The 21,521-nt window shown below is 47.3% G+C and carries 13 protein-coding genes; 6 read left to right on the forward strand and 7 right to left on the reverse strand.

Annotated features, from left to right (window positions below):
• Nucleotides 1-295: 295 nt before the first annotated feature.
• A complete protein-coding gene (locus tag ACJJIO_RS07070) occupies nt 296-1,399 on the forward strand; it encodes an agmatine deiminase family protein (RefSeq protein WP_444910578.1) in 1,104 nt (367 codons plus the stop codon).
• 412 nt (nt 1,400-1,811) lie between these two features.
• Nucleotides 1,812-2,822, forward strand: a complete 1,011-nt coding sequence (locus tag ACJJIO_RS07075) for a serine hydrolase domain-containing protein (RefSeq protein WP_444910579.1) — start codon at nt 1,812-1,814, stop codon at nt 2,820-2,822.
• Between the two features lie 606 nt (nt 2,823-3,428).
• Here the strand turns inward: ACJJIO_RS07075 and ACJJIO_RS07080 are convergent.
• The gene (locus ACJJIO_RS07080) at nt 3,429-5,381 is read right to left on the reverse strand and encodes a phytase (RefSeq protein WP_444910580.1); all 1,953 of its coding nucleotides are present in this window, start codon (nt 5,379-5,381) and stop codon (nt 3,429-3,431) included.
• A 101-nt stretch (nt 5,382-5,482) separates the two neighbouring features.
• Nucleotides 5,483-8,113: a TonB-dependent receptor gene (locus tag ACJJIO_RS07085; protein WP_444910581.1), complete on the reverse strand. Its 2,631-nt coding sequence runs from the start codon at nt 8,111-8,113 to the stop codon at nt 5,483-5,485.
• Nucleotides 8,114-8,376: 263 nt separating this feature from the next.
• Between ACJJIO_RS07085 and ACJJIO_RS07090 the strand changes: the two genes are divergently transcribed.
• Entirely contained in the window at nt 8,377-10,308 is a 1,932-nt protein-coding gene (locus ACJJIO_RS07090; RefSeq protein ID WP_444910582.1) for a PhoX family protein, read from the forward strand.
• Nucleotides 10,309-10,437: 129 nt separating this feature from the next.
• Nucleotides 10,438-11,523, forward strand: coding sequence for a phosphate ABC transporter substrate-binding protein PstS (gene pstS / locus ACJJIO_RS07095; protein WP_444910583.1), 1,086 nt, complete (start codon nt 10,438-10,440; stop codon nt 11,521-11,523).
• A gap of 1 nt (nt 11,524) precedes the next feature.
• Here the strand turns inward: pstS and ACJJIO_RS07100 are convergent, their stop codons facing one another.
• From ACJJIO_RS07100 to ACJJIO_RS07115, 4 genes are all read right to left on the reverse strand, one after another.
• On the reverse strand, nt 11,525-13,408 hold the full coding sequence (locus ACJJIO_RS07100) for a diguanylate cyclase (protein WP_444910584.1): 1,884 nt from the start codon (nt 13,406-13,408) through the stop codon (nt 11,525-11,527).
• A gap of 315 nt (nt 13,409-13,723) precedes the next feature.
• Complete coding sequence (locus tag ACJJIO_RS07105) at nt 13,724-14,503, reverse strand: sulfite exporter TauE/SafE family protein (RefSeq protein WP_444910585.1); 780 nt, start codon at nt 14,501-14,503, stop codon at nt 13,724-13,726.
• A 138-nt stretch (nt 14,504-14,641) separates the two neighbouring features.
• Entirely contained in the window at nt 14,642-15,601 is a 960-nt protein-coding gene (locus tag ACJJIO_RS07110) for a sulfotransferase family 2 domain-containing protein (RefSeq protein ID WP_444910586.1), read from the reverse strand.
• 526 nt (nt 15,602-16,127) lie between these two features.
• Nucleotides 16,128-16,736, reverse strand: a complete 609-nt coding sequence (locus ACJJIO_RS07115) for a MarC family protein (protein ID WP_252083411.1) — start codon at nt 16,734-16,736, stop codon at nt 16,128-16,130.
• Nucleotides 16,737-16,902: 166 nt separating this feature from the next.
• Between ACJJIO_RS07115 and aceK the strand changes: the two genes are divergently transcribed.
• Nucleotides 16,903-18,657: a bifunctional isocitrate dehydrogenase kinase/phosphatase gene (gene aceK / locus ACJJIO_RS07120; RefSeq protein WP_252083412.1), complete on the forward strand. Its 1,755-nt coding sequence runs from the start codon at nt 16,903-16,905 to the stop codon at nt 18,655-18,657.
• Nucleotides 18,658-18,713: 56 nt separating this feature from the next.
• Nucleotides 18,714-19,214 carry a hypothetical protein gene (locus ACJJIO_RS07125; RefSeq protein WP_444910587.1) on the forward strand — a complete coding sequence of 167 codons (501 nt, stop codon included), beginning with the start codon at nt 18,714-18,716 and terminating at the stop codon, nt 19,212-19,214.
• 65 nt (nt 19,215-19,279) lie between these two features.
• On the opposite strand, the gene ppk1 is transcribed toward ACJJIO_RS07125, so the two are convergent.
• A complete protein-coding gene (gene ppk1 / locus ACJJIO_RS07130) occupies nt 19,280-21,346 on the reverse strand; it encodes a polyphosphate kinase 1 (protein WP_444910976.1) in 2,067 nt (688 codons plus the stop codon).
• Between the last annotated feature and the right edge of the window lie 175 nt (nt 21,347-21,521).

The following is a 21,521-nucleotide window of genomic DNA, read 5'->3' on the forward strand; positions in this document are numbered from 1 at the left end:
AACTAAGATAATCGAGTATTCATAGGCATTTATTCCATTAGATATTGAGTTACTTGATAAAAAACGTTACTGGCCAACACTTTCAAACACATATGACTCTGAATTACGTATTTTAAGAAGCAATGAATCACTTTTTTATGATGATTGTGAACTTTATACTTATTGTGAATTATTGGTAGCCATAAAAGAGGCAAATATACATGGGTTACTGCTATGGGTTAGTTAACCTGATATCCTTTTAAACAACTTATCATCTTCAGTAGCATCATTTGTGTCAAGAAAGGGAGGTCACTTTATGACCAATCGCCGTAATTTCGTTAAGGTTCTAGGTGCTTTTACTGCAGCCTCTCTACTGAGTGGCACCAAGGAGTCATTTGCAGTAATGAATAGTAAAAGTACTTGGTACATGCCAGATGAGGGTGAGCCTCACCTGCGTACTTGGATGGCCTTTGGTGCAAGCCGCAAAATTTGGGGACGGAAACTCCTTAGGGAAGTCCAGCAGAATTTGGCAACAATTGCACTGACGATTGCGGAGTACGAGCCAGTTTCAATGCTGGTTCGACAAGCAGATCTCCCACTTGCCCGGCGACTAATGGGAGATAAGATCGAACTAGTTGTTTGCCCTCTAGATGACTTGTGGATACGTGATACAGGCCCCGTTTTTATTGTAAATGAAAACGGTGATAAAGCGGCTATTGACTTCAACTTCAATGGTTGGGGAGAAAAGCAGGATTTTGATAATGATGCAGAAGTTGCTGCATTCACGGCTCAGTCGGCCGGTGTGCCCAGTATCCAAACTAACCTGATACTCGAAGGCGGCGGGATAGAGGTTGATGGGTATGGTACCGCGATCATAACCGAGAGTTGTGTGCTCAACGATAACCGTAATCCAGGTGTTAGTAAGCAACAATGCGAACGGGAATTAAAGCAGCTTCTTGGTCTAGAGAAAATTATCTGGTTACCTGGCATTAAAGATATGGATATCACTGACGGACATACAGATTTTTATGCCCGTTTCGTGCACCCAGGTGTAGTTGTTGCCGGCTATGATCCCGATCCCAACTCTTTCGATCACGCCGTAACAAAGCGGCATCTTGAGATTCTACGCTCTGTAACGGATGCCAGTGGCCGCGAACTAGAAGTTATTGTATTAGAGGCACCTTCAATAGTTCGAGAGCGGTTTGACAACAGGGATTTCGCCGCTGGATATATTAACTTCTATGTTTGCAATGGCGCGGTCATAGCACCTGAGTTCGGCGATCACTATGCAGATGCCTCAGCCAAGCGAAAATTACAAAGAGCATTTCCTAATCGCGATATTATACAAATCAATATTGATGGCATAGCAGCCGGTGGTGGAGGTATACATTGTACAACCCAACAGGAACCGGAAATTTAACTGCTCTTAACTTAAAGTGATTAACGGATATTTAATATATATAAATACTTGCTACCTTAGATATTCGCCATAAAGAAGTGTGTATTTATTTTGAGTATATTTGAGCAGCAATAATTTAGCCTATAAATACATTGACTGCATAAATATCCATGAAAAATAGAAATTACAAATAATTACATTTCTATAGTAAAACATCCTTCTTTCAAGAATCTATGGCAAGATAACAGTCTTGCTATAACGTTGATCATATTCTTTATAAAAAAGACAATTCAGCTATAAAGCTCCCCCAAGATTGGAAAACAATAAGGATATATTGTTTATGAATTATACGCTTCGATTACTAACTAGACTACGCTTAACAATTCTAGCTGTTGTTATGATATCCTTCTGCTTTCCAGCATATGCAGACTCTGTGGATAATCTTATCAAAAGTATCATGGATAAGCGCCAAATCCCTGGTCTCCAATTGGCCATCGTTAAAAACGGTGAAATAATCAGACTGGGAAATTATGGATTATCTAATTTACAAGACAATGTGCCGGTTAGATCCAACACTGTATTTCCAATTAACTCAATGACTAAGGCGTTTACGGGTGTTGCATTGCTACAGCTCGCAGAGCAAGGACGCCTTTCCTTAGATGATGAGATTAGCAAACACCTTACTGACTTACCTGTCAACTGGAAGTCAATAAAGATAAAACATTTAATGGCACACACTTCTGGGCTGCCCAATATTTTCAGTGGTTATCTTGCTGACTTGGTTGTTCGTGGCAACCCAGATGCTGCATGGAACAAAGTAAAAGAATTACCTTTAAAATCTGAAGTAAATACACAGTTTAGTTATAATCAGACGGGTTATGTTATTATCGGCAAAATAATCGATAAATACGTACAAGGTGGCTTCCCAAAATTCATTACCGATAATCAGCTTAAAATCGCCAATATGAAATTAACAGCTGATGCCGGCTTTGAACACATGACGCGTCCTATTAACAATCATGCAAGGCAATATCTCTACGATTCCGATAAGGGCCAGCACAAAAATAACTACGTTGAATTCCCTTACATATTACAAAGTGCAGCTGGCATGAATTCAACAGCAACAGAAATTGCGCAATATCTTATTGCCTTGCAGTCTAAAAAGCTGCTCAAAAACCTCCATTCTCTTTGGACACCGATCACTTTAAAGAATGGCCAAACTGCTGGGTTTAATCATGTAGAGAATGGTTATGCTATTGGATGGCAAGTTATCGATCGGAAACATCACCGTGCAGTTAGCGCGAGCGGTGGAAATGCGGCAACCATGATTCACTATCCGGAGGATAAGCTATCTATAGTTGTTCTTACAAATTTAATTGGCGGATTGCCAATCCAGTTTGTAGACAAAATTGCAGCTGAATATATTCCTGAATTTAAGCTTTAAAGTAGTAGGGGCAGTTAGTAGCTGGGATTTTAAAGAGCTGGTTAATAAGCAAATATATCACCTATACAAAACCTGCCCCAACAATTAATCCATTAATAAGTCAAAAATCATTATTGGAGATACTGCGAAACCTCAAAATAATTCCGAAATAATCCCACGGCCCTTTAGGGTTACAGAGGTTAGCCGCAGCAGGCCGCGAATATCCCTATTACAAGAGCTGGAACGTATCAGATATGGCCTGCAGGGCCTGCCCTTCTGGGCTTTCAGAGCGATTTACACTCTGTATTGCAACTTCTTGGAAGTTCTAGGTATTCCTGCAAAGCAGCATTTTTATTATGAAATACTCTGAAGGCTAAAGGAATCGCGAAATTATTCAGAGATTGCCTAGATTTTACCTTTCATCAAACTTTGATTTTTTTGACTCAGGTAGAAATTTTAATTGAATTCACTATAACCAACAACGCTAGATCATATCTTGGAGCAAGAAAAATCAGCAACAATTTTTTATTATGTATCTCTAGTTTATAACAAATATAAACCTCGATATTTTTCATAGTAACTCTATAGAAAATTTCATCAGGTTTTTGTCATAAAAAATATAAATGGTTAATTTTTAACAAAGACCGACAAACCCAATGCCTCACTCACCGTATACCAATCAATCAATTTGAAATTCTGCTTGGCAGTGGGCAGACGATTCCTGCCATCTTGGACAACAAGCAAACCCATTGGATATTCCGGTCCCAGGTTCAGGCTGGTAACATCCAGACCGTCGGTTTCAGAACTTCCATCGATACTTGAGCGTATATTCATTGTTACCCTAAAATGACCAACAAAGTCATTACCATCACGTGTGAATAACGCATAACTGTCATTACCCTGGCTAGAGGCGATCAGGTAACCACTATCCTCTGTTAGGTAGAGGGCAAGCCCTTCCACATCATCCACCAGGGTCTGACCATCAACTTCAGCAACCAATTTAGCCTGGTATTCACTATTCTGTTGCTTTTTAAGGCCCAGTGACCAAATCCCCCGATCCTCCTCGGCAAAAAAGAGCCTCTGCCACTTATCATCGACGACACAGCCTTCAACCTGGCTATTTACGACTACTTCTGTATGCTTTTTTAACGAAAATTCTGTGGGATTCTCGCCAATATCAATTTCAAACTGGTGCAAGGCAGCATCTTTATCCGATACCCAAGCAAAAAGTTGATTATCGGTTTTCTGCAAACATAGGCCATAAGGATCTTGCAAATTTATAGCGCGTAGCCCCAGGTGCTCGACATGCCCTTCAGCCGTGATGGCAAAGAGGTTCACCCCGGCGGTCGAGCGATTAGATGCTGCCGCTAATGCACTATAATGAGGATGTTCAATACTGCGGATATCCACATTGTTCACACGTCCCACGGGAAAATGTTCGAGCAGCTTTCCCGATAAATTGTAAATATTCAGGCCACTTTTTTTGTCCGTTGCCAAAATCAGGCTATTCTGTGGCTGGGATTTATTGGCCCAGATAGCAGGATCATCGGCAGCATCACCAAATGACTCTACCGGGTCCGTCTGATTGCGAGCAAATACACTGACGATAGAATCACCGCTCTCGGGATCAAATCCTATAGACTCAGTTTCTAAGTAATCACTTTCCACATCATCAAAAACCAACAGCTGATCCCGACCAACATCCAGGGCCCAGAGCTGACCATTTAAGAATACTGGGGAGACTGCCGAGTGGTTCTCGTTAATATGAATGTGCCACTCTGGCTCCTCTGAGGAAAAAGGCAGTCGGTAGCGATGTATCTGATCACCTGCACTCAGCCACAGACTTTCACTACGAGCATCAAACCATAGATTGCCGAAGTCTTCACCAAGCCATTGAGCACTGAGGAATAATTTACGCTGCTCATCCTTTTCCGCGTTTGTATTTAAGCTCAGGATTCCAATGGGTGGTTGAGATACTAGCAGGCGTTGGGAGCGTGGGCTTACTGCGCAAGCATTAACTTGCTCACCAAAATAGAGTGGACGTACTTCTTGCATCTGCCACTGTTGTTGGGCTGGGAATAATAAATATTCACGACCTATTCCATCTTCACCAATGCTAAACAAATGAGTGCGCTGTTCTTGTTGGGAAAAGCACAGGGCACTCTGTAGCGTTGGCATTTTCTGGCTACCCAGTAGCCTAAAATTTACGTTATTTGAAGCATCACTATAGCGTATTTCATGTAAATTTATTTGCGCCAGGCTCTCATCGTAGGAGGCCACCAGTAAAGTTTCATTAGGCAGAGCTTGTACGGCTAGGCGTTCCACCCTTCCCTCTTGGGAGGCGAGTATTTCTCCGTAGGAATTTATTACAAGCAAACCGCGACGCTCGCTGGCAAGCAATAAATATTGCTCAACCCCAACCCGTATTGGCAGAATCTGTTCTGCGTCTATCGCACCCAAGGGAATTACCCGTTGCGGCAAGGCCTTTTTAATGCGTAAAACAGAATCCACATCGTGACCACAGCTAACGAGTAGCGCAGCGGCGAGCATGATCGCAATAATAAAATGCAGTTTTTTCATGGAAAGCCATTCAATTCCGGAGAAAGAGCCCCACCTGTGTGAGGCTCCTTGCAGTGCATAAACACCGTAATTTTATTAAAAATGTTTTAGATGTTGTCCCGCTAGAAAGTGCTGAAACTCAGGCCCAGGGCATAAGTCGGCCCGTACTCTTCATATTGACCGTTGAAACCAGAGTTATGCACATAATAAGGCTCATCGGTCAAATTCACTCCGGTGAATGTCAGCAGTAAACCGTTGTTCAAGTGGTAGCGCACAGAGAGATCCAATTGCAAGTGATCCTCTTCATAACGATCACGGGACGCATCCTCCATACCTACCTCCAGCAATCGCTCGCTGCGAAAAGCAGCAGACAAGCGCAGGCTAAAAGCATCTCGCTCATAACCGACAATAAAATTTCCCACCAGATCTGCTTGGGATGGCATAGAAATTTTGTCGCTGCGTTGACGATCCGGCCCCAATCCTAGACTGGCTTCAGAGTCTGTGAAGGTTGCGTTAGCACGCAGTAGGAAACCATTATCGAAGCCCTGTGTCCAAGCCAGTTCCGCACCGTTAATCCGTGCCCTTTTACCATTGATAGGTTGAAGTATTTCGGCCTCTTCCACTTTCAGGTTACCGATATACTGAGTAAAGTCCGCGCTACTGGAAACATCGGACATCACTATAAAATTATCGATAGACTTGTGGAACAATCCCAGCGATAGCATACCCAGATGATCCGCGTAGTATTCTGCGGAGAAATCCAGGTTGCGAGATTCATAAGGTTGCAGAGCTGGATTGCCGGCTTCCACTTCCAGCTCACCATCGTCGTACTCAATTTGCGCCGGTGAGGGATTCAGATGGCCAAACGAGGGGCGCGACAGGGACTCGGTGTAGGCCGCACGCAGCACAATATTATCGCTGTAATCAAGCTTGAAGTTTACACTAGGGAAGAAGTGATCGTAATCGCGCTGATAATTGACCACACTTGCATAGACCTCATCGGCAATGAAATCGGCACCGGGTACTGGCTCTTCGGATTCAATCACACGCATTCCTTCGGCACTGAAATCGGTGCGTTCATAGCGCACTCCAAAGACCCATTGAGCGCGATCAAGTTCGATGGTGTTCATTACGTAGAGCGCACTGATGTCTTCCTGCATCTGGTAATCACGCGCAGAAGAGAGGGCGGTTTCAGTTTCATCCATCTCAAAACTGGCAATATTGCGATTAATAAATCGATTGAGATTGCCTGGATTAACTCCCGGTCCGAAGGTATGGAGACGGTAATCAATATCGTTACGAACAAAATCTGCCAAGGTATAGTCACCGGCAAAACCATCATAAACGCTGGCATTCAGATCACCACGTTTTTCCCTCTGGCGTTCGTGCAGGCCAAATTGCACCGTTGAGTCATAGGTGCCCCAGTTTATCTCCCTGGTAAAATCCAGACGTAAACTCAACTCTTCATCCTCGGTAAAATTATCCTCAATAACCAACTCGTCCAGTTGATAATTGGCGGGATCTAATATTTTTTCAGCGTCGCTACTGTCCACTGCCATACGCGGAGTTTTACCCGCTTCCACATAACCCAGGCGCAGCGGTTCAAGGACAAAGTCGGTATCGCGTCGATGTGGCTCAGATTCCTCCGCGTAAGAATAACCCAGCACGTAGGCAAGGCCCCATTGTTCGAAATTATGTTCTCCACCCAATACTGTTGAAATAATCTCCTGTTCTTCCAGGCGATCTTTCAAGGATTTTTCCAGTGCCGCCTCTTCCCAAATGGCGCTATGTCTGGAGATCGTCTCTGGCTCATCGCGCTCTGCATCCAGTTTCCAGGAATTGCGTTGACGGATCTCCTGATCTGAGAAGTCGGAATAGAGATTATGCAGATAGATTCGTGCATCACTACTCAATTGCAGGTCGAAATTCGCGGCCATACCGGTGCGCTCACGAGTAATGGTGTAATCCCGCTGTTCTATTTCGGTTGCCCCAATCCCCACACTACCGTCCTCGGCCACAAGCGCTTCCCAGCTACCATCGGTTTCAATATTTTCAGAACCGAAATCTCGCTGCTGATGACTGACTGCCAGAGCGACACCAAAGCGTCTGTTGCCATCGAGATCGAAAACATTGGTCATGGTGGCTGCATATTTTGGACTGTGCTCCTCTTGCAGTTCGCTATAACTGTTTTCAACATTGAATTTATAGCGGCTGCCAACGTAGTCCAGCGCGTTAATACTCTTGATTTCTATGGCCCCGCCGATGGAGTCTGCACTCATATCCGGTGTAAGGGTTTTGAATACCTCTAAGCTGGCAAGTAGGTCTGAGGGAATGACATCCAGAGCCACAGCGCGACTGCCAGTTTCCGGTGCGGGCAGACTGACGCCATTGATGCTGGCGGCATTCAAGTTGGGATCAATACCGCGCACCCCCACAAAACGTCCCTCACCCTGGTCGCGGGCAATAAAGACTCCAGGCATCCGCTGCAGGGCCTCTGTTACATTGGCATCCGGCAACTCACCAATGGCATCAGAAGTTTGTACTGCCACCAGCTTGTTGGAGTCACGCTGGCGATCCAGGTCGCTGCGCGCATTGTTGGCCTGGGCGGTAACCGTCACCGTTTCCATAGTGCGGGTCTGGCTCTCTTGTGCATAAGCATTGGCACTCAAGCCGTTATTAGCAAAAAAAACCGCTATGGCAAGCGCGGTAACGGGGGTGTTGAGCGTTCGAAAATTGATGGTTGTGCTTATCATCGCGTCCCACTCCAATTAGTGCCGGCGGCGTATTTATTTGGGCGCAGACTAGTAGGCGACTATGAACTTTACATGACGGTTTTTTTAAGCTGTCATCAAGCTTTCAGAAATAGCTGGAAAAATTCCCAGATAAATTAAATATTCTTATTTATCGCTTTTTATTAACCTCTTTCAATTAATCGATTGCGCAAAAGATATGTCATCGATTTAATTAGGTCAGGTTAATTTAATTTTATTAGGTTCCCCGCAACGGAGCAGCAGCAATGAAAGATTCCCCTAAAAACCCTGACCGTAGAAAGCTATTGAAGGCCATTGGTGGTGCCACGGCTGCGGGAGCCGCAACCAGCTTTATGCCTGGCTGCGGATCGGAGCATCATCGGGAGAATCTCTCATTTCAGGAAGTTCCCCACAGCTTGGACTTCAATCATCATCTACCGCAGGGTTACAGCGCCGATATCCTCCTACGGTGGGGCGACCCCATTGTCGCTAACCTCAAAGAATTTGAGCCGAAACAATTGACGGCGAAGGGGCAATCTCAACGCTTTGGCTATAACAACGACTTTATCGCCTTTATGCCATTGGCGGAGAATACCCCTGCCGGGCACGGAGATATCCACTGCCAGAGTGGTAACAGCGATCGCGGCCTACTATGTGTAAATCACGAGTACACCCAACCACACCTGATGTTCTCTGGTTACAACGATGAGTATAGTGCCACGCGGGGAGTCAGTGCCGAGCATGTAGCCATAGAACTAGCCGCCTGTGGCCACTCGGTAATAGAAATTACACGTACCGACAAAGGCTGGCAGCCGGTTCTGGAGAGCCCCTACAATCGCCGCATCACCGCGACCACGCCGATGCAAATTAGTGGCCCCGCCTCCGGAGACAAACGCTTGCAAACAACCGCAGATCCCTCTGGCACCCAGGTGCTCGGTACCATTGGCAACTGCGCCGGTGGCAAGACTCCCTGGGGCACGGTATTGGTGGCCGAGGAGGGATTTGGTGGCGCCTTCCAAGGAGATCCCAACAAAGTCGAGGATACTCGCGAGGCGCGCAATCACCGTGACTTCGGCGTAAGGCCCCACAATCGCAACCTAGGTGATTACGACCCACGCTTCGATATACAGCAAGAACCCAACGAACCCAATCGTTTTGGTTGGATGGTGGAATACGACCCCTACGACCCGCAATCTATACCGCGCAAGCTGACCACCCTGGGCCGCTTTGAACACGAGGGCTTTACCCTGGTCTGTAAACCGGGCCAACCGGTGGTAGCCTATGGCGGCGATGACGACGAACATCAATTCGTCTACCGCTATGTCTCCAAAGAGACTTATCTGCCCAAAGATCCAATCCACAATCGCAATTTACTGACCGAAGGCACCCTCTATGCGGCACGCTTTGATGCGGATGGAAGTGGGAAATGGTTGCCACTAGTTTTTGGGCAGGGCCCTCTAAACAGCAGCAACGGTTTTGACAATCAAGCAGATGTCTTGATTGACGCACGCCAGGCCGCTGCACTGCTGGGCGCCACTCCCATGGACCGCCCTGAGGATGTAGAGACCAATCCCCACAACGACTGCACCTATGTGATGTTAACCAAGAATAAAAGTCGCGCCGAAGACGGTGTGGATGCGGCTAATCCCCGTCACCAAAATACTGCCGGGCATATTTTGGAAATTGTGCCCCCCACCATGCCTGGTAAAAGAACCGGCCGAGATCACACCAGCGACCAATTCCGCTGGCAACAGTTTTTACTTGGCGGCAACCCCAATGCGGAGAACCCCAAGGAGCGCGGCGCTTACGGGCAGCAATCCACTTACAATATTTCTAATCACGGCTGGTTTACCAACCCGGACAATGTCGCCTTCGATCCCCATGGCAACATGTGGGTGGCCACTGACGGCTGCGAGCGCTTCGGCTTTCACGACGGTCTCTGGGCCATGGCCACCGAGGGGCCAATGCGTGCCGCGCCCAAACACTTCTTTGGATGCCCGCAGGGCGCTGAAGTGTGCGGCCCTGAGTTTACTCCCGATGGGACAACTCTGTTTATCGCAGTACAACACCCTGCCGACGCGCTCAACTCTACTTACGACCACCCCTTGCACCGCTGGCCGGATAACAATCCGGAGCTGCCACCGCGCCCCTCGGTATTGGCCATCTATAGGGACGATGGCGGTGAAGTGGGCAGCTAGTCATCCCAGAACGGCGCGCTTTCACACGAAGCCGCCGGTCCTGCTAGAATTTTTTAATCGAAGCCTATTTTTGGCGGCTCGTCGCTGATCTCCAATAAGAGACCGGTGACCCTTCAGTTGAGGTAGCCCATGTTATCGAGGTACACCGCGGTACTACGCCGCCTTGCAGCCATACTGGCGGTGACCGCTGGCATTTCACTCTTCGGCCTACAAGTGCAAGCCCAGGTGCCGGAAAACCCCGTTAATCTGCGGGGCAGTGGCGCCAGTTTCCCCTATCCGATTTATGTGGAGTGGTTTCGCCAGTTTACCCACCGCGAGAACAATATTTTTATTTTTTATGAAATGAGTAATAGCGGGGACGGCATCCGCGATTTCCTCGGCCATACAGTAAATTTTGCCGCCTCAGATGCGGCCATAGAAGTCGATCAACTCAAGAAACTCAAAGAGGGAGGTGTTGTATTACCCGTCACTGCCGGGCAAGTAGTGTTAGTGTTTAATTTACCGGGTATCAATAGACTGAAACTATCGCGGGAAGCCTATGTGGGCATTTTTATGGGCAAGATCCGCCATTGGGACGATCCAATCATCGCCGCCAGTAATCCAGATATTAAATTACCACGCACAGATATTTCAGTGGTTACCCGCTCTGAGAGCTCCGGAACTTCCTATATTTTTTCCGGCCACCTCAGCGCCGTTAGTGAAGAGTTCCGTGAGAATATTGGCCTGGACCGAACACCCGACTGGCCCCGACTGTCGACCTTTAAAATCGCACCAGGTAACCAGGGTGTAGCGGCCAAAGTACGAGAAATACCCGGTGCCATCGGTTATGTGGAGCACGGCTTTGCCAACATCGTCAATTTACCGGTAGCAATCCTGGAAAACCGCGCCGGTCAATTTATCGAAGCCAATGCCAAGAGCGGAGTAGCTGCATTAGAAGAAGTGGAATTTCCCGATAGCAAACTGCCCGTGAGTGGCGCGCCCAACCTGATCGCCTGGGTCTGGGACCCCAAAGGTAAAGATGCCTACCCGATTACCAGCTTTTCCTGGTTGCTGCTCTACGCCAATCAGAAAGATGATGTTGCTCTGGCTCTAAGACAGATGCTGGTCTTTATGTTGAGCCAAAATTCCCAGTCGGAAGCCGGCAATATCGGCCTGGTACCTCTACCGGAAAACGTGCGTATCAGGGTGCTCAACGCAGTGACCTATGTGCAGTAGCTCAGCCCTCCGCCACTGCATACTCTAAGACACGATTGCGACCTGTCCTTTTGGCCCGGTAAAGAGCGCTGTCGGCATGCTGCAATAATTCCAGCACGTCTCTCTCTCCCTGCAGCTGGGCCACGCCGATGCTAGCGGTAAACTGCACCGGCCCCAGAGCGGACTTGATCATAATTTTGGCGATATCTTCATGGATACGCTCGGCAACAGCCAGCGTACCTGGGCCATCGGCACTAACCAGTAGTGCAAATTCCTCACCGCCTATACGCCCAAACACATCCACCTCACGCACATGCTGGGCTATTACCCGGGCAGTGGCACACAAGGCCTGATCACCGATCAGGTGGCCATGGCAATCATTGATTGATTTAAAGCGGTCTATATCCATCATCAATATACCCAGGGGAATTTGCTTGCGTTGAGCCAATTTGAGCAAAAGATTGGACTCTTCAAAAAAACTGCGGCGATTGTGAATGCCGGTAAGTGGATCGGTACGTGCTTCCAATTCCGCCCTGGCCTTGGCAGCCTCCAACTCCCGAGTGCGTGACTGCACCAACTCCTCAAGATCAATCTTGGATACTTCCAGCTGTTGCAGATATTTTTTTTCCGCCCGATCCTTCTGTAACCGCAGGCGCTGCACCATTAAACCGATCGCTGCCATAATCGCCAGCATCTCCACAAAAGAGGCCACCGGCGGCCAATAGTAATTGACCGGGTTGTGCACCACATAACCGAGATCACGCATTGCCTGCACCAGTAGCCCCAGCACTAGGGTGGCCCACCCCAGGGCAAACACTCCTGCAGCATTCTCTCCCTGGCGCCAGCGAATCATAGCGATGGGCACGATCAGGGGATAACAAAGCAATGCGATGATCATGGATATTTGGGAAAGGGCCTTCAGCTCTAAAAACACGCAACCAATCAGGAAAGCACCGTTGAGTAACATCAGCTGTAAGAGGAAGTCCAACTTTGGCGTGTACTGACGGGTTTCGAGAAATGTCCGTGCAAAGACAAGCCCGGCCATAATTGCCACAGCCCCACTAAGAGAGCCGTATCCCCAGTGGAAGCTGCCGGTCATCAGGTATTGATGAGTATATCCAAGCACCGTACCCCACACCAGGATTTTGCTGGCGCAGTAAAAAGAATAGATATAGAGAATCTTTTCTTTGATTGCGATCGCTCCCACCAGGGCAAAGACCGCCATTAGAAAGTAGCCTCCAAACAGAAAAGCGATCAGGCTCGTCTCACCCTTACTATTTTGTTGCAATGCCTGGGGGCTCCAGATACGCAGACTAGGAAAGACCACACCCAATTCACCAGAATCGAACCTTACCATTAGCTCCTGAGTGGCCTCCGGTGCGATGGTCACTGGAAAAACAAAACGGTTATGCGCCACCTGCCGACGGGTAAAAGGCTCATAAATAGAAAGGTTGCTCACCTCGCGGAAGAGATCACCACTGCCCGCCTTCCGGCTAAAAGCTTGCAAACCGACCAGCTGGTGATCGACATACTCAATATTTAGGGTTAGCGGGTGGCTGTCGCGATTGCGCAGCGTAAAGTGAGACCAGAAAACACCGGCGCTTAGACCGGTGGAACCCGCTGTTTCCAGAATGCGAAACTCTCCCAACTCATGAGCTTGTCGTGCACTATAAATATCGCTCTCTCCACTCTTGTCGTGCCATATCGCATGGAGTCCGGTGGAATTTTCCCCCTGCTCATTGGTGTTCACGTCCAGGGGAGTATGCGCCCATACCGGAACCTTGGACAGGAAAAGGGCATAGAAGGTTAATAGTAGAAAAACATAGAAAGAGGGACGAATGTACCAACATTTAAAAATAGAACGCCACAGATCCAGTAACCGCAGTCTTATTATTCTGTCTTTCATAGTCTTGGCGCGCGGGGATAACACTTACCCCTTATAATGCCTTCCTCCAGAGCAGTAAATGACAGCCTCTCACTTAACGCGAGACATTCTGGCTAGCTAACGCTTTCACAGTGATCAATCCGCCCCCTCAATAAAGTTTTGCATATCTTTTGGCTCTCAATCGGAGCACCATAGGTACTAGCAACCACTAAAGTTCGAATTTACACAAAAGACACAATATTGCAGCAATTCCCCTATTAATTACTAATCCTTGATCACAGAGATTACTCCACTGTCTCAATGCTTATCGGTATACGCTCGTTTTGCGACAAGTATCTAACTGAGTAAGGTGATATCAGAAAAAATATCGGGTCTTAATTGAGCAATTTGTGTCAAAGATCGTGATGCGAGAAACACTCCACAAATAAACATTAGAGCGAGCATATAGTAATGAAAGCGCTGTGTACTCATACGCAAGATGCGATGCTTAGCAAGGTAAACTCCAATAATCCCTCCAATACCAATAGCAACGCCATAACTTGCCAAATTCATGGTGATAGCACCAAAGCTAAGGTAAGTCATTATTTTGGTGGCCTGTAAGACCATGGTGTTCAACGCCTTGGTTGCAATCAAATTTTCCTTATCAACGCCGTAATTGATAAAGAAGGGATTCTGCACCGGGCCAATAGCACCAATAATCCCAGAGAGAAATGCGACTACTACACCTAGGAAGAAAAAGTAGGGCAAACGCATTGGAAAAGAAGATTGTTTTCTACCGAGCCGATATTGAACCAAAGTGGACATCAAGAAGATGCCCACAAAGAGTTGAAGCCATATTGGGTGCATTTGACTATAAATATAGGCACCAACCATCGCCCCCAGAATACTACCGGGTAGCATCCAGCAAATAACGCTCCAGTTAATATATGGCCAAAAGAACAACACGCGGGAAGGTGCGGCAATAACACTGCCAATCGTAATCGTAGGAGCCACCAAATGTGGCCCAATCAAGAGACCGACTAGTGGAATCATCAGCATGGCCCCACCACCGGCAGCGAAGGTGCAGATATACCAGGAGAGGGCCCCAAAGATTAGTAAAACTGGGATTAGTATCATGCTCCTATCCGCAGCTCAAAGATGCCTCTGCTAGGCAGGCAATAAATTTGCAGGCGATTGATAGCCCGCAGAGTCAGTCAATATAGACCATAGAAAGATCGGTAGAAATAACGAAGAAAAGTCACTTCTCCAATAGACTTAATCTTCACCGCGAATTACCCAGGGAGAATTTACTAGCGGTTGCCCCGTCTCAGCCACCTCACACTCCAGAATTGCGCCCTTTGCAAAGCCAGAGATATCTATAGAAAAACCGACGAAACCACCACGGCCTGCACCATTTGCGCGTAGATCAGCACGATATTCATTCGCTAGAACTTCGCCCTTATAGGCCCCATCAACTTTCACACGAAGCACAACCGCCTCATTATTTTGTTCGGGAATAGCGCAACCTCTAATACGTTTATTGGATTGGCTAAAAATAGAACCCGCCACAAACCTCTCCCCTCGCCGGGAAAGTAAAACCCTCCATTCAAACTGTGACACCGCTTTTTTATACAGAGTAATTTCACCCGCATTCAGAATACGCAACTCTTCCAACTCATCTTGGGGAATATCATATTTTTCCTCAAGCTTTTCACGCCCTAGATTCTCAGCCAGATACGGGATTTCCAAACCAAATTTTTTATTAAGCAACTGTAGAGACTCATCATATCTCTCTGTCAAACCGACAAACCCAAGAGCAGGCCAAGATAAGCCCCTAAAAATTTTTAGCTGTCGATTAGTAAATGATGGCTTACTGTAAAAGGACCTGAAGGCACCTTTATATCTATTGTGACGAGAAAAGTGTTTATACTCTGATACCACTCTCTGTATTGGATCTCTCAATATCGTTACTGTATTTTCCAGGCCAAATACCGGGACATAACGTATTGCATTAAAATGACCCGAGAGCATTTTTCTATTTTCGTATTTCATCTCCTGGAAAAAGGACCATGGATCTGGGATTTCCCCCATCCATTTTTTTACAACATCGCTGGTCTCCATTGACTCCGGTCCATAATCAAGACAAATACTGCCATCACCAAAATAAGCTAATGCGCCGAATCGAAAACTTGTTCCCGCTGTTTTTGGAACATGAACAAATAAAAGAGGGTTCACTGCCGTAAAAGGTCCTTATAATGAAACACAACATGCCTCCAAGGCTCCTAAAACGGCAATAAAAAAGAGCAAGGAAACACATCAAGAAAATGATAAAGGATTGTCTTTTGAATATCTTATCTCTTAGCCAATTCGTTTCTCATAAAACAATTACTTATCATTATGCATCACTTAATCATAGTTAGGTTTAGTGATGTGAACAACCATCTGATTATTGCCTGACAAACAAAGGGCGTAACTGTGACTACAGTCTTCTTTTGGCCATTTATTAATGATATTTAGAAAACAAAATAATAAGCCATAAAATATTACTCAGACGTATTTTAGCTGTACCGGCATAATAAAGTCACAGAGAAAGCATGCTTCACCATAGTACAATACAGTATTCAATAGCATCTTGTTATTGAGTAAAACACATCTTTCATGGGGAAATCGAAACATGGAATAATCGAAACTAGTCGGCAAGAGAACTTGTACAGACACCCCAACTGACGTTCGAAGTGCCTGCTCATTCTGACTGGGCAGCTTAGATAGAGAAGAACTGCTGTATACCCAGTAGTACATTGGTGGTGGCTACCGAGGCGAGTATCAGGCCCATCACCCGGCTGACGATACTGGCGCCAGCATCCCCTATAAACCGATAGATCCAATTTGCGGTTAGTAATAGTGCAATCACAATCCCCAATACCGCCAGCATCGCCGTGGCAGTGTTGAGTTGATGCATCATATCAAAGCGATGATTATCGGTAAGTACCACTGCTGCCAGCATGGCGCCCGGCGAGGCTATTGAGGGCACCGCCAGCGGGAATATCGCGGTCTCGTGGCCTTCCCGGACAATCTCCATCTCCTGTTCTGGCTTACTATCGCCAAATATCATGGTGAGGGCAAACAGGAACAACACTACGCCACCCGCCACTTGAAAAGCTGACAGCGGTACACCGATTGCTTCCAACAGGAATTGACCGACCAATAAAAAGAACAGCAAGATGCCAGCGGCTACCAATACGGCCAGCCAGGCGATTTTGCGTTTTTGCCATTCGGCGTGACGGGAAGTGACCGCAATAAATACCGGCAGAGTGCCCACCGGATCGATCACCGCAAAGAAAAAGACAAAACTACTGATCCAATCGTTCAACTGGTACTCCGGCGTGCCGTGCTACTATCCGCTTATTCCCTGCCGCGGGGAGATCGGCAAGCGCCGGGGCGGTGGAATCTGGTAAGGCGCGGGTTAACCCCGTCAGCCACCCCAAATGCTCCCCAGGCAGATGCTTAACCTGAAACTCAAAAACCAAGTCTAGTGCATGACCAATCACTCACCGACCGCCCGCCGCATCGCGAAGACCATCCTGAATGGTTTTGATGCGTATTTCGCAGACTATCAGAACATCACTCTGGGCGCCAAGGCGCGCTTTGAGACCGCTTCCTGGCAGGCCGCACATGAGGCCAACAAGGAACGCATCGACCTGTACAAAACCAAGGTCAACCAGGTGCTCAAACTGGTGCACTCAGTTACCAGTAAAGATACCAGCCAACTGGAATTGTGGCGGGATGCCCGTGCCACCTACGCACAACTAATCGCCAATCACAGCAACTACGAGATTGCCGAAACCTTCTTCAATTCGGTCTTTTGCAGCCAATTCCGACACGCGGATATTCACGACAAAAATATTTTTGTCAAACCCTCTCGCGCACCAGATGACAAACCGCTGCGGGATTACAGCATTTATATCAGCTATAGCGGTCGTGATGGACTCGAATATATGATCGAGGACATCCTCAAAGACTTCAGCTTTTCCGCCCCCTGGGAAAATATGCAACGGGATATCGAAAATATCTGTGCGCTTTTACGCGAGGCACCGCTGGCCAAGCTGGAGAATGAAAAACAGCTGCGTGTAGATATGCTGGAGTCTGTGTTCTACCGCAACAAGGCCGCCTATTTAGTGGGTCGCATGATTTTTAATGGCGAAGTGGTGCCTATTATTCTGCCCTGCTTGAATAACGGCCGTGGTGGTATTTTTGTGGATACCCTGCTGCACAGCAATGATTCCGCTAGTATTATCTTCAGCTTCACCCGTTCCTATTTTATGGTGGATGCGCCCATTCCCTCGCGTTTCGTGCGCTTTCTCTCCACTATTATGCCGCTCAAGGAAAAGTCGGAACTGTACAACTCCATCGGCTTCCACAAGCACGGCAAGACCGAGTTCTACCGCCATATCCTTGCGCATATGAAGGTGAGCAATGATCAGTTTGTGATAGCACCCGGCATCAAGGGCATGGTAATGAGCGTATTTACCCTGCCCTCCTATCCAGTGGTGTTCAAAGTCATTAAGGATCGCTTCGATCGCCCCAAAACCGTCACCGAAGAAATTGTGCGGGAAAAATATAAATTTGTATCCCGCTCAGACCGCGTTGGGCGTATGGCCGATACTCAGGAATACACCAATTTCATCTTCTATCGCAATCGCTTTAGTGAGGAACTACTGCGTGAGCTACAGGAGGTAGCGCCCTCCAAGCTAGTCATTAATGAGAAGTGGGTAATTATCCGGCACCTCTATGTAGAACGGCGCATGGAACCTCTCAACCTCTATTTGCAAACCTCCAACGAAGAGGAAACTCGAGAAGCGATGGAGGAATATGGCAATGCCATCAAGCAACTGGCGGCAGCCAATATCTTCCCCGGCGATATGCTTCTTAAGAACTTTGGTGTGACCCGCCACGGCCGTGTGGTCTTCTACGATTACGACGAGCTGTGCCCGCTGACGGAGTGCAATTTCCGCAAGATTCCCGAAGCGCAAACACCTGAGCAGGAACTGGCAGACAAACCTTGGTACACCGTGGATGAAGCGGACGTCTTCCCCGAGGAGTTCCGCCTGTTCTTCTCCGGTAATCCCACCGCGCGCTCAGCTTTTGAGAGGTTGCACAGCGACCTCTACGATTATCGATACTGGAGACGCCTGCAAGACCGTATCCGCGCCGGGCATGTGGAGAGCGCCTTCCCCTACCGGCGTAAGTGGCGCTTCCATCGCCGTGCTCCGGCCATCGCCCGCAACAAATAAGCACTCAATCTATGGCTATATTGGTAGGAGGCCCCCACAATTCGAATAGGTGATCAGTGCGCATACTTGCATGGGCCGCAACTCTAGCGGCCCTGGCTCTATTAACGGTCAGTGGCTGCGGATATCTGCCCAGTGAAATGACCATTCCCGGTAAGGAAAAGGCGCCGCCTCCTCACGCCCGTATCACAGGAAAACCCCAAGTAGTCAGCTGCGCAACTCCAGCACAGGGGTTTCGCCCAATTCCATTCGACAACCTCTACACCTTCACCGGCAGTGAGCCCCAGCCTTTTCAGGAAAAGGCCAGTGTGCCAATGCAATACGATGTACTGGCCTATGTTTGGGGTAGCGAACCCTGCGCACCCAGCGCCTTTTGCAAAAGAGGGGATTACTATTGGCTGATCGGGAGAGGACCTGGCAATGATTTCCAGACCTGGGTAGTTACCCCACAGTTTCCACGTATGATTATCCAGTCGACTTGCTATGAATGGCTGCAAATCGGACAACGCTATCGCTTTTCATTCAATCGAGGAAAGTTGGTGGGGTTCAGCCGGGACTAAGTGAGCCAAATTACTGTGAGTGCTTTTAAAGCCTGCAAACCAGTTCTTGTCGAAACCAACTAAGTTCAAGCGTCAGACTGCTTCTTCAAATAGCGGTATATAGCATCCTGGGAACGACAGTTTTTTTTGCCAGAGTTGGCAATTTTAGTATTACTCTGTCTCGCATCCACAATCCGAGCTTTTTGATTATCACTCCATTGCAGCTCCAAAATTTTTCGAATCGTCTCACGGTGATCAGTATTCATAATTGGAAATGTCACTTCCACCCGGTGATCTAAATTACGAGTCATAAGATCTGCTGAAGAGAGCCACATTATCTCCTCTCCACCGTTATAAAATATATAAACACGCGCATGCTCCAGAAACTTATCTACCAAACTGACAACTTGAATATTGTCAGAAAGACCCGCTGTCTCACACACTAAGGTGCACATACTTCGTACAATGATTCTTACTTTTACACCTGCGGCACTTGCACTGTAAAGCCGATCCACTACCTGGCTATCCACCAAGTTATTACACTTAAAAAACAACTCAGCTCTATCGCCCCTTTGGGCGGCCTCAATTTCTCGATCTATTGCCCCCAAAAGCGCAGCACGGTTTGTCAGAGGTGAAACTGCGATATGCTGAAACACCGGACGACGTCGAGTACGCCGAATAAATTCAAAAACATTGTAGACATCCAGGCTCAACTCCTGATTATTAGTTAACAAACTAAAATCACAGTAAATTCGCGCAGTACTCTCATTAAAATTTCCTGTTCCCAAATGACTGTAAAGCTTATCCTTACCCTCTTCTCGGCGAAGAATAGAAATCAATTTACAGTGGACTTTCAATCCTGGAACGCCATAAATAACCTCTACCCCCGCATCGGAAAGCTCCTTCGACCAATGAATGTTTGCCAACTCATCGAATCGCGCACGCAACTCAACAACAGCAATGACTTTTTTATTATTCCGCACGGCATTGATCAAAGCAGCCACCACCCGTGAATTCTTTGCAACCCGGTAGAGATTGATCCGAATTTCTCGCACCTGTGGATCAATTGCTGCAGATGCGAGTAAATTGGTGATTACGCGAAAATCATGATAAGGGTAATAATAAAGCCGATCGGCACTGCGAATATGTGCAAAGGCGCCCCCCTTACCAGGTAACGTTGGCAGCGGTAATAGTGGCTTATAGATATAACTCCCAGAATCTGCGGGGAACTTCATCAGATCTTTGGAGTTGTGGTAGCGCCCACCGGGCGTATAAGTATCATAGCGCCCCATTTTTAATTTTTTCTTCACCATATTTAGGAGCACTTCAGGCATTTCTGCATCGTAAGCAAGGCGCACCGGATCGGCACGCTTACGCCTCTTGAGAGATTTCTCCATACGGTCCACGAGGTTTTGGGTTATCTGTTCACCCAATTCAAGCTCAGCATCACGACTAATCTTAAACATATACGCTTTGGCTGAGCGAATCGGCAAAACCTGGCGAAACACCTCCACCAAGCAGGCCCGTATAATATTGTCGAGAACGATATATACTTTTTCACGCTTCCTCTCACGGGGTGGAATCACAACAAAACGCGATAAAGTATTAGTGGGAATTTCCATTGCCGCATAACGCTGGATACCATCTTTTAGGCGCAGAAAAATGGCAAAATAGATACTCGCCTCATTAAGCAGCGGCATAGTATCAAGATCATCAATAAAAAAAGGCTCCAGCTCTGGCAACACTTCCCGATGGAAATATTCTTCGACAAAGGTGCGTTGGTGCTCAGTTAGCGTGGTTTCCCTAACTACATGGATATTGTGTTTATCGAGATCTGCCAGTGCTTTAGCGTAAGCTCGTGCATAACGTCGTTGCAGGCGTAGTACACGCTCATTAATTTGCCCGAGTAGTTTGGCAAAATGTCTTTTCTCCTGTTCAGCCCCTGCGAACGCGGCAAGACGGCGCACATCTGCTACACGTACACGAAAAAATTCATCGAGATTGTTAGAGAAAATTCCCAGGAAACGCACCCGGTCAATAATGGGTACAGTTTCGTCTTCAACCTCCTGTAGCACTCGCTCATTGAAGGACAACCAGCTCAACTCTTTTGGGTATAGAGGGATATCGTTAGGTATTGAAGGTTTGTAAAACATATTCAACCGGAGTGAATTTCCCTGCCCCAAGAATTCGATGCCAATTCAGGGGAAGTACATATCGAACAACTTATAGGGGCACAGGCATCAACCTATGACGAGCTATTTTCGCGAAAGGAAGATTTACGCGCATTTTCGTCACGACCAGGGGGAAGACCCCGCCAGATTGAAATAA

The sequence above is a fragment of the Microbulbifer mixtoriginis (SeqCode) genome, from assembly GCF_052467235.1.

Coding starts and splice junctions, on each gene's coding strand:
- ACJJIO_RS07070 (WP_444910578.1), top strand. CDS start 296: ATGACCAATCGCCGTAATTTCGTTAAGGTTCTAGGTGCTTTTACTGCA.
- ACJJIO_RS07080 (WP_444910580.1), bottom strand. CDS start 5,381: ATGAAAAAACTGCATTTTATTATTGCGATCATGCTCGCCGCTGCGCTA.
- ACJJIO_RS07085 (WP_444910581.1), bottom strand. CDS start 8,113: ATGATAAGCACAACCATCAATTTTCGAACGCTCAACACCCCCGTTACC.
- ACJJIO_RS07090 (WP_444910582.1), top strand. CDS start 8,377: ATGAAAGATTCCCCTAAAAACCCTGACCGTAGAAAGCTATTGAAGGCC.
- pstS (WP_444910583.1), top strand. CDS start 10,438: ATGTTATCGAGGTACACCGCGGTACTACGCCGCCTTGCAGCCATACTG.
- ACJJIO_RS07100 (WP_444910584.1), bottom strand. CDS start 13,408: ATGAAAGACAGAATAATAAGACTGCGGTTACTGGATCTGTGGCGTTCT.
- ACJJIO_RS07105 (WP_444910585.1), bottom strand. CDS start 14,503: ATGATACTAATCCCAGTTTTACTAATCTTTGGGGCCCTCTCCTGGTAT.
- aceK (WP_252083412.1), top strand. CDS start 16,903: ATGACCAATCACTCACCGACCGCCCGCCGCATCGCGAAGACCATCCTG.
- ppk1 (WP_444910976.1), bottom strand. CDS start 21,346: ATGTTTTACAAACCTTCAATACCTAACGATATCCCTCTATACCCAAAA.